8 protein-coding genes and 1 other annotated feature are annotated in these 10,406 nt (G+C 37.1%); of the genes, 2 read left to right on the forward strand and 6 right to left on the reverse strand.

Features of this window, described 5'->3' with window-relative positions; all coding sequences use genetic code 11:
- Nucleotides 1–73: 73 nt before the first annotated feature.
- Both A3H37_06015 and A3H37_06020 read left to right on the forward strand, forming a co-directional pair.
- Complete coding sequence (locus A3H37_06015; protein OGL48643.1) at nt 74–1,054, forward strand: hypothetical protein; 981 nt, start codon at nt 74–76, stop codon at nt 1,052–1,054.
- A gap of 22 nt (nt 1,055–1,076) precedes the next feature.
- Complete coding sequence (locus A3H37_06020; GenBank protein ID OGL48618.1) at nt 1,077–1,874, forward strand: hypothetical protein; 798 nt, start codon at nt 1,077–1,079, stop codon at nt 1,872–1,874.
- A gap of 49 nt (nt 1,875–1,923) precedes the next feature.
- Here the strand turns inward: A3H37_06020 and A3H37_06025 are convergent, their stop codons facing one another.
- From A3H37_06025 to A3H37_06050, 6 genes are all read right to left on the reverse strand, one after another.
- The gene (locus A3H37_06025) at nt 1,924–2,718 is read right to left on the reverse strand and encodes a hypothetical protein (GenBank protein ID OGL48619.1); all 795 of its coding nucleotides are present in this window, start codon (nt 2,716–2,718) and stop codon (nt 1,924–1,926) included.
- Between the two features lie 116 nt (nt 2,719–2,834).
- Nucleotides 2,835–3,938: a hypothetical protein gene (locus A3H37_06030; protein OGL48620.1), complete on the reverse strand. Its 1,104-nt coding sequence runs from the start codon at nt 3,936–3,938 to the stop codon at nt 2,835–2,837.
- A 226-nt stretch (nt 3,939–4,164) separates the two neighbouring features.
- Entirely contained in the window at nt 4,165–6,183 is a 2,019-nt protein-coding gene (locus A3H37_06035) for a hypothetical protein (protein OGL48621.1), read from the reverse strand.
- A 95-nt stretch (nt 6,184–6,278) separates the two neighbouring features.
- Nucleotides 6,279–6,526: a binding site (cobalamin riboswitch), on the reverse strand.
- Nucleotides 6,527–6,607: 81 nt separating this feature from the next.
- Entirely contained in the window at nt 6,608–7,900 is a 1,293-nt protein-coding gene (locus A3H37_06040; protein OGL48622.1) for a hypothetical protein, read from the reverse strand.
- Between the two features lie 94 nt (nt 7,901–7,994).
- Nucleotides 7,995–8,924 (reverse strand): hypothetical protein, encoded by a 930-nt coding sequence (locus A3H37_06045; protein OGL48623.1) that lies wholly within the window; start codon nt 8,922–8,924, stop codon nt 7,995–7,997.
- 71 nt (nt 8,925–8,995) lie between these two features.
- Nucleotides 8,996–10,345, reverse strand: coding sequence for a hypothetical protein (locus A3H37_06050; protein ID OGL48624.1), 1,350 nt, complete (start codon nt 10,343–10,345; stop codon nt 8,996–8,998).
- Between the last annotated feature and the right edge of the window lie 61 nt (nt 10,346–10,406).

Consider the following 10,406-nt stretch of genomic DNA (forward strand, 5'->3'; position numbering starts at 1 on the left):
CTTAAATGAAAAAAGTGGAAACTACTTGAAAGTCTTAACTTTAAGAAAAGTATTGCTGGTAATCTCAATTTTAATGATAATTTCTTTATTAACCATCATTTTTTCTTCTGTTTCAGGTATTGCAGATATAAGATTCAAAGAAGCTTTTGATATAATTTTAAAAAGATTAACTGGCAATGCAGTAAACGGTCAAATGAGTGACAAGGAAATAATACTTCTTGAAATCAGAATACCCAGAATAATCTTCTCCTTCCTTGTTGGCGCAAGCCTTTCAATCGCAGGAATACTTTTTCAGGTAATCCTTAAAAATCCATTGGCAGAACCCTACATTCTCGGAGTTTCAGGAGGCTCTGCTGTAGGCGCGATAATAGCAATTATTTTTGGTCTATCCTATGGAATCTATCTGACTGTTTTTTCTTTTACCGGAGCACTTATCTCAGTAGTGGTTCTCATTTTTATTTCAACCCTCGGGGGAGAAATGTCAGCTTCTGTTCTGCTTCTTGGAGGAGTAATAATCAACGCTTTTTTCTCAGCCATTGTAATGTTTCTTCTTTCCATTGCTTCAAGAGGAGAAATTCAGAGCGTTGTTTTCTGGTTAATGGGAGATTTGAGCCAGGCTTCATATAAAAACCTGGAAGTAGTTTTTCCGGTTGTTCTGACAGGAACAATAATTTCATTCTTCCTGTCAAGAAAACTTAATCTTTTATCACTCGGAGATGAAGTCGCACTGCAGCTTGGGGTCAATGCAAAGGTATATGGGAGGTTAATCCTGATACTTGCTTCTCTTCTTACAGCAACAGTAGTTTCAATGAGCGGGTTGATTGGTTTTGTAGGTCTTATCATCCCTCACATTGTAAGACTAATACTTGGATCTGACCACAGGATTTTGATTCCGGCATCTTTTTTTACAGGCGGCATTTATCTCTTATTCTCAGACACGCTCGCAAGAACTTTGAGGGCACCATCAGAAATTCCTGTTGGAGTAATAACTGCAATTATCGGAGCACCCTTTTTCCTTTATTTGCTGAGAAAAGGAAGAACAGAGATATTGTAGTGGAAAAATTACAAAATCTAAAATGAAACAAATAGAACTAAACAATGTTTCTTTCAGCTATGGAAACGGATGGGTTCTTGAGAACATTTCGTTTAATGTGTGTAAAGGAGACATGGCTGGAATCTTAGGTCCCAATGGCTGCGGCAAAACAACCCTTCTGAGATTAATCTATAAGGCAATCAAGCCTCTGGAAGGAAATATCAGGCTTTTTGGAAAAGAGTCAATTAAACGCAGTGAAATATCAAAAAAAATAGGAGTGGTGCCACAGAGAGATATCTCCAATATTCCTTTTACTGTTTTTGAAATAGTTATGATGGGAAGGTATCCTCAGACAAGAGGAATTAGTTTTGAGAAAAAAGAAGATGTAGAAATTGTTAACAAAATAATGGTACTGCTTGATATTAGCCACTTTAAAGAAAAATATTTTAACAAATTAAGTGGCGGTGAAAGGCAAAGAGTTCTGATTGCAAGAGCAATTGCCCAGGAACCGGAAATACTGCTTCTTGACGAACCAACTTCTCACCTTGATTTAAAACACCAATTAGAATGTTACAGATTACTGAGAAAACTTAATTCAGAAAGGAATCTAACAGTTCTGATTGTTTCTCATGACCTTAACATTGCCTCTGAATACTGTAATCAGCTTATTCTGTTCAGGAATGGGGCAATCCATGACAAAGGAACGCCTGATAAAGTTATTACAAACGATAATCTGAAAAAGGTTTACGAAATTGATGCCTTCATCGATTCAAATCCCTTTTCCTCAAAGCCAAGAATAACTATCATTGGAAACAATAAAACCCTCAATAAAAATACTTGACCTGTTTTATAAATTTATCCATAAAATAGCCTTGGCATCTTGCATTAGATTAACCTCGCTGCAGTTCGAACACAATTTTTATACTTAAAAAAAGAGGTTCTTTAATAACAAAAGGCATCTTTGGGAAAGGAGAAGCTCTTCTGATACATTCAATAGCCTCATTATTAAGAATTTCCCATTCGCAAGGGGATTTCAGTTGAATGTTCTCAACTTCACCAGAAGGGGTAACGCTAAAAAGCACTACAACTTCACCTTCAGCCCTCATCTTCTTAGCAAGACTTGGATATGATTTTTTTTCATATATAAGTTTTGTTACCAGCTCTTTATAATGTTTTTTAGCATCTTCAAAACCGCTATTACCAAGCTCGCTTCCAATTCCTCCATAGCCGTTACCTATTAAGGCAACGTTACCGTTTCCAAAACCTCCTGAACCTGTTCCTGTACCTCCGGTTCCATAGCCAGAAATATTTCCTGCAAAGTTTATTGGAGTGGTTGAGAAAATCTGATTTTCTAAAATTATATTTTTCTCATCATTATTTTTAGTTTCCAATTCAGCAGGTTCTGGTTCTGTTCTTTCAGTGACTTTAAGAATGTTCTGTGTTCCAGTACTTATCTTCTTAGCATTGCTTTTTCTCCCCTCATAGCTATTCAGGTTTTTCCTCCCTTCAAAACCTGATAATAAAGTTTCTTCAGGAATTCTAAGAATAACTTTGATATTTTCATATTTTTCATCTGGAATAATTCTCTGAACCAGAGAGGAAATGTAAAATACGATGAGAAAAAACAAGGCATGAAATAACAGAGAACTAAGCAATGCTCCAACAAAATTGAACTTTATTTTCATTTTAAAATACTTTTTGCAGGGTTAAGAAATCATTATTGTTCTGTTTTTAATCCCCACCATCCCCCCTTTACCTGTCTGCCGTCAGGCAGGGAAAAGAGGGCAAGGGGGATTTGACCTTAATTCTTCACAAAAATTATACTGAATGGCGGTAACCCGACATCAATTGGTCCTTCTATAATCTGGTTTTTTCTTGTATTGAAAATCCTTATTCCGGGATTTTCAGTTGTACGGTCAGCGACATACAAGAATCCCTTGCTGTCAATTGCTAAAGCTGGTATATATCCTAAACCAGTGTCATCAAGTTTTTTAAACACTTTTCCTGTTGATGGATTAAAAGGAATAACAGAATATACAACAAAATTTGAATCAGAAACCGCAATATATCCCCGCTTGGAAGATTTTATTGCGAGCGCTCCGGTAAACCCACCCAGGTCTTCATCCTTTATCAGAATTCCCTCTGAGGCATTAGTTTCTGGGTTTATTACCTCGATCCCACCAAAATCATCTCCGGTGTTATATGTTCCTGAAAGTGAGAGGTAGATCTTTCCGCTTTTCTCGTTATAAACCATGTTTCCAGGATTCCTTCCTTCAAGCTCTATAGCCTGGTTCCCCGGAGTGGATTTGTCAAGGTCAACTATCTTATCCTTCTTTGTATCAATAACGACAACAAAACTTGTATTGTCCGCAGAAAAATTTGTAAGCCTTTGAAGCGAGACATAGAGGTAATTTTTCACAATCACCATCTCTCCCATTTCAACAAGTCCGTCTTCATCTGCAAACTCAGAAAGGTCTATCTTCTTTTTAATTTTGCCTGTCTTTGGATTAACAACCAGCAAATTATTCTCTCCCAACAACGATATATAAGCCTTTTTACTGCTTTTGAATTCAATATCCTGAGGATTTGAGCCATTGCCTGTAGAATATTCTTTAACTACATTGCCTGGATTTTTAGGGTCAACAACTATAATACTATCACCACCAAATCTTTGAACCACGTATAAATATTTACCGTAACTTTTAACTACAGAATCCGGATTTATAAGCAGCAGTTCTTTTGATACGTTTTTTGTTTTAGTATCTATTGAAGCTAAAGTGCCAGATTGAAAGTCTGTAGCTATAATAAAAGCAGTCTCTCCGGCTTCACTTGATTCCATTGACTGATAACAGAGTCCAATAGTGAGAGTAAATAAAAAAACATAAATTAATAATTTTTTAAGCATAAGCTTCTCCTTTAAAGTTTTTAAGTTAAAATAAAATCAATTTAAGGTTTTGTCATAATCCTTTTTGTCATTGCGAGCGTAAGCGAAACAATCTCAGCTCTCATTTGTAATGAGATTGCTTCGGTCGCCTGCCTGCGGTAGGCAGGCTCTGCTCCATCGCAATGACATTGCGATACAAACATTACTAAAACCCTTCAAATTAATAATCCTGCTCATCGCCTCCTTTCTAAAAATTCCACATCATCGTTAAAAAATAGGACCTTCCGGGCAATGGATAACCTGTTGTATCCTCAACTCTGTTATCACTGATGTTTTTAACTTCAAATGTGGCTGAAAATTTTTTTTCAAAAAATGCAGAAATGCCAATGTTGTGAATCTCTCTTATCCTGATTGGTAAAAGGTTTGCCGGATCAAGGTAAATCTTTTCTACCTTGTTATATGAATAAAAAATTTTCCCAAAACTGTTGAATAACTCAACCTCACTGTTAAACTCTGACTTTGCTCTTCCTGGCAGAATTTTATTCCTTCTGCTCGGAATCTTACCCTTATCTTTTGGGTCCTGCCTTGTGTAGTTTGTGCTGAGACGCAGGTGCTCTATCAATAGAACAGAGCCGGTTAGCTCCCATCCTCTGTTTTCTGACTTGCTGATATTTTCAGGTCTTGAAGTCCTTTGTGAATTCTGTATGAAAAGTATCAGGTTCTCAGTTTTATTCTCAAAATATACTGCTTCCAGGCTTAATGATTTGATATAATTTGAAATATCTCCTGCTAATCTGAATCCTATGTCCCTGTTCCATCCCTCTTCTGCAACCAGCTTTGAATTCCCTATTATTCCTCCTCTGTCACCGAATAATTCAAAGAAGTTAGGCACCCTGTAATACCTTCCAAGATTAGCCCTGAGGCTAAACCATTCAGTAACCGGCACCTTAAACCCTGTCTGCCATGTAGAATATTCCTCAGAACTCTCATCATCTTCAGACTTGGCAAAAATTAGCCCTCCATTCTCTCCCCTGAATCTATTCTTTATAAAATCCTTTCTGAAACTTGGGACAACAATAAAATGGTCATTGAAAAGTGAAATTTCATCCTCAATTCCTGATGAAAAAGTCAGCCTTGAACTCTTTCCGGATTGAATTTTGCGGAATTTATCAAAAGGATGGTATGTTTCATTTTTTAAGCTGATGAGAAGATTCAGAGTGTTAATCTCATCAAGAAAATATTTCAGATTTAAGTTTGCCCCGTAAGAACGCGTTACATTCTTATTATCCTGCCTTCCAACGCCTATCTCTCCCAACCTGTCATCAAACTCCTGCTTTTTATAACTGCCGTATAGATTTAAATAAAAATTCATCTGGTCAACCCATAGAGCCTCCTTTGTAAAATCCATCGAGCTCAGGTTCTCAAGAATCCTCAGGTCTGCATTTTCTGACTGATAATTTGAAATTCCAGGAATTCCTTTGTAATTTCTGAAAAGGTTGTTGGTAAGTTTTATTCTTGTCAGGCTGTTAAAATCGTATCCAAACTTGGCGAGAAAACTTAAAGATTTGAAATCGTTATTCTTTCTTCTCTTTGTTTCATCATCTCTCTTGTTATATTTTGTGCCGTTGTCATCTTCAAATTTAAAATCATTGTCACTGCCTGTATAGTCTATCCCTATAAAATAATCATATTTCCCTGGCTTGTGTGAGAGAAAAATATCTGTCCTGTATGTTTCAAAAGAACCATACTGAAACCGGGCAAAAATATTTCTTTTCTTTTCAGGGAATTTTGTCTTTATGTTGACTATCCCGCCAATTCCTGATGCCCCAAAAACCACAGGAGAACTGCCTCGATAAATCTCAATGGAATCTATATTGGAAAACGGTATATCTCCTAAATTAACTCCGCCACCCTGAGATTCATTCAGTAAAATTCCGTCAAGATATATAAGAACCTGTTCTGATGAAGAACCGCGGATTGAAATAGTGCTGAAATCTCCAAGCCCACCTGACTTTTTAATCCTTACACCAACGCTTTTCTCAAGCACTTCTGGAAGGTCATTAAACCCTCTGTCTAATTCTTCCTTTCTGATAACAGTTACAAAGGAAGTACGCGTTTTCTCAGTTAACTCAGACTCTTCTTTTCCGGATTCAACTACTTTTATCTCCCCGAGGTCCTCTGGTTCTGAAGCAAATAAAATCTGCTTCATTAGAAGGAAGAAGATGACATAAACGCAAAAATTTTTTGAAAGCTTTAATTTTCCCAAAAAAAATCCCCACCCTCTTTCAAGAGGATGGGGATTATCTACCTTTTAAAACCCGGCATATTACCCTCATCCTCTTTACCACGAAGAGGAATGATTAGGTTACAGGTTCTACAGGCAGGTTTTCTGGCTTCTCCGACCTTATCCGCCTTCCCATCAACAGCCGTTTAAACCATTTCTAAACGTTTAAACAGATTATCTGAATAGTGGCTTTTCTGGATAAAGCATTCATTCCGAGTTTTAAAACCTCAGAATCGGAGTTACAGCGGCGGGACCGCTCTCGCTTTTAACGAGATTCCCTCAAATCCTTGTAAAAAACAAGGAACCCTGTAAAACATTCCTGAGATACTTTCTAAACGAGTCTTTACGAATTGTCAAACAGAAAATGAGGAAAAATAATTTGTTGATAAAAAGTTTGTCTCTGGGATTATTCTGTCAGTTTTTTGTATGACACCTGAAGAAGTTTGACAGCATAAGCCGTATTATGAATTCCCCTGCTCCCGTCATTATAAATAAAAAGCCAGTTAAAAACCGCTTTTTTCTCGCCTGAAGTAGCACTGCTGGAAACTTCAAATTCAGGTTCTCCTGAGGAATCAGAAAAAACTATATTGCCACCTACTACTATGGCACCTTTGAGTTTCTCAAGAAGCCCTTCAATTTCTGTCTGCACCCCTTCTTTAGTTCCATCACCGTCATAATCCACAAATGCCTTTCTGTCAAAATTTGGAACTGATGATGCAGAATGGCATCCTGATTGCTGGCAGGCTTTTATATTGATGTTATCATTCTTATCCCGCATAGCAAAACTGTGCTGTCCAACAGTGTTATTTCCTGCTTCTCCTTTTGCCGGAGTATCATACATGTGGCAGGTTACGCACTTCTCCCTTGCATCCTTGCCTGAGATTTTGAAACTATCAGTGGTATGATATGAGCTTGAATAGGTTTCTCCATCATACTCAACTCCGCCTGTACCGCTAAACATCTCAGCCTGAGGTTTTTGGGGCATCTTTTCAGCTTCTGCTGATATATCTGCATTTTTAATTTTATCGCTATGGCATTTCATGCACATTGCCGCAATATCTGCTTTTACTTCTGTCCCGTTAGCCAGCTTTATATCACCGAAGAATTTTAGCTGAAAAGTATTCTTTGCTGAATGAGGGAAGTGACAGGAAGGACATCCAACAGAAACGTTCTTGTGCTTGCTATTTTTCCACTGGTCAAACTCTCCTTGCGAACGAGACCCCTTGACAGTCTTTGTATGGCAATAGCCACAGGCTCTGGAATAAGCAATAATACTTGATTTGTAAGACGACTTCCTGCTTTCCCCATGCCCAACAGATGCGCCTGCCTGATGGCATGCCTCGCACTGAACATTTATTAATTCCTTGCTCCGTATTTCATCGTATCCACCGTTTTTAACAGATTCATTAAACCCTGTTGTGTGGCATCTCAGGCAGGTATCGTTTTCATCCTGTCCAATTGCCTCAAGCAGGCTAAAAGCATTAGAATGTGCTGTTGTTTTCCATCCTTTTATTTTTCCCGGGTGGCATATTTCACATACATCAATTCCCAAATATTTTTTTCCTAAAAACGGGGCTTTTGTGTTATCCTTGTTTTCAGTTTTATAGTTTTCTGAACTAACACTTCTATTGGAAGATATAAGAAAAATAAAAAATGAAATTGATAATAAAGTTAAAAAACGTTTTAGAACCCTGCTCATTAAAAACTCTCCCAAGCCATTAGTAATTCCCTATATTTAATTCCTAATCCTTAATTTAAAATCCTGATTCTTCTGCTCCAAACTCCGAACTTTTTTACCTAACCAGCTTGTCAATCTTCAGCTTCCCTCTATGACAACTCTGGCAGAAATCCCTTTCATGGCAAACAACACATGACCTCGCATTCATCCCAGCAACATTTTTATGGGTGAGAATAAAGTTTGACGAATAATGACTTGTTGGTCTTTCCTGATGACAGCGGCTACAGAAATCCGCTTCGTGACAGACTACGCATTTATACCTGTCCATTGTTGCAAACCTGCCGTGAACTTCCTGTTTCCATGTTAATGTGTGAGATTTTGGCTTCTGGGATGTATGGCACTCATCACAATCTGACTTTTGATGGCACATATAACATTTCTTTCCATCCTTCTCTACTTCGCTACCGTGCATTATTCTCCATGTTGCATTATGCGAAATCGGGCTCTCAGCAAGCCCGTGAGACTTAGGCATTGTCCCTTCTCTTATCCTCTTATGGCATGTTTTGCACTCAAGCGACCCTCCCTTTTCCTTGTGGCATTTCATGCAAATTGCCATGTTTGGAATATCAGGAATAACAAACTTCAAAGTTTTTCTTATTTTCACATGGCAGGCATCGCATTCAAAACCCTGGTCTATATGTATCTGGTGAGAGAAAATCAAATCTTCAACAGTACTTATCTTTTTTCTGACTTCTACTTTTTTATCCTTCCTCGAATGACATATCAGGCATTCCTCAGAAGGTTGTTTTTCATCTATATCATGGCACTGGCTGCACTCCTCATGAGTCGGAATACTAGATTTTATTCCGTCATCTGCAATCTTATGGCATGTATCGCAGGCGATATTTAGTTCTTCCGCCCCCGTATGCTTTTTATGGGAAAAGTTTAACCCCATCTCATCCTCTCTGCATCCAGAAACAAACCAAAAAGCAATAATTGTAAAAGGAATAATTATCAGTAAAAATATTTTTAAATTTTTTGACATCTAAGTCTCCCGGTTTAACCCTGCGTTTTAATCTAATCCCTGTAATCTAACATAAATCTTTCTAATCACTTTCAAAACTTAAACCCTACCTCAAATGTAACATTCTGTATGTAATCAATCTGTGAAAATGGCAAAAGAGCAGGGTCATCCTCTTCATAAGCATATTTTATTCTGAAATCGATATTTTTCGTAATGTATGCCCTTATGTCGCCATTGAATCCAAATGTATCCAAATTCCTGTTATTGTAGTCATAAAACTTATAAAAGCCTCCGGCACTAATAAATAATTTATCGCTCAACCTCTGTGCCACCTGTCCTTCAAATATATTAGATTCAGTTTCAAAGTGTTTTGTGTGTCTGTCGTTTTTAAAATATTTCCAGTTTACAAGAATGTCAGTTCCATTAAAAATAAAATCAGACCAGTCAAAACCAACAGTAAATTCATCAAAGGAATTATTATACTGGTCTCCTTCGTTACTATTTATTAAATCCCGTTTTGTGTAAGTTATTCCAACTCCCAAGCCTTTGTAAATTCTCTGATGCAAGAGCAGGTAATATTCCTGATAGGGGTCCAAATCTCCAATGTTAAAATTCTCTACAAGATACCTCCCCCCGCTTTTATTAGATGATGAGTAATTAAAATCAAAATCATCAGCCCTGCTGCCGCCAAGCTTTCTGTAATAGGAAATCACTGCCTGAGTTCCAAAATCATAAGACCTGTAATTTAAATTAAGTTTTAAATCTCTTTGGTCATTATTTATAAGAGAATAGGTTCCTGAAAAATAAATTTCTGGGGTTATGTCCTGATAGATTGAAAAATCAGAGCTTAAGTCTATGTATTTTACCATCCTCGCAGTAAATTTTGTCCCTTCAAGCGGGTAAACTGAAAGATTTGCTCCCCATATTCCAAATCTTTCAGGGTGTTCATAAAATGTAACCCTTCTTCCGCCAAAAAGGCTTAAATCAACAGGACCTATTTTTTTTAAATCAATTCTACCGCCATCAAAATGTGCTATCTCAGCGCCATAGAAATATTGTCTCCCAAGGGTTAAATCAAGGGTTTTCAATAAATCATTCAGTTTCGCATAAGCATTATAAATTTTGAACTGGTCATTGGAATCATAGGTGTCTGTAATATCCTTAAAATAATTTCTCTGCTCTGTGCCATCCAGGTCTTTTTCGTAGCGCATAGAAAAATAGGTTGTCAGGTTTTCAAGACCATATCCGTCAGAGCTGAAATTTATATACTGGTAAAAATCGTGGTCATAGTCGTTACCACGTCCTGATTTATAATGAATCGAATTGAAATCATAAACTGACCTTGTATTCAAACTATATTCTTTGGCAGAAATTTCTGAACCGCTTAAAAGAAATAGAAAGATTAAAAAAGGAGTTACTCTCAGGAAAAATATCTTCCTCATTAAAACTCTCCAGAACGTTAGCAACCGTATAAAAATTGGGTAAAAAAAATTGAGATATTTA

It is taken from the genome of Candidatus Schekmanbacteria bacterium RIFCSPLOWO2_02_FULL_38_14, assembly GCA_001790855.1.
In the GTDB taxonomy this organism is placed as follows: domain Bacteria; phylum Schekmanbacteria; class GWA2-38-11; order GWA2-38-11; family GWA2-38-11; genus 2-02-FULL-38-14-A.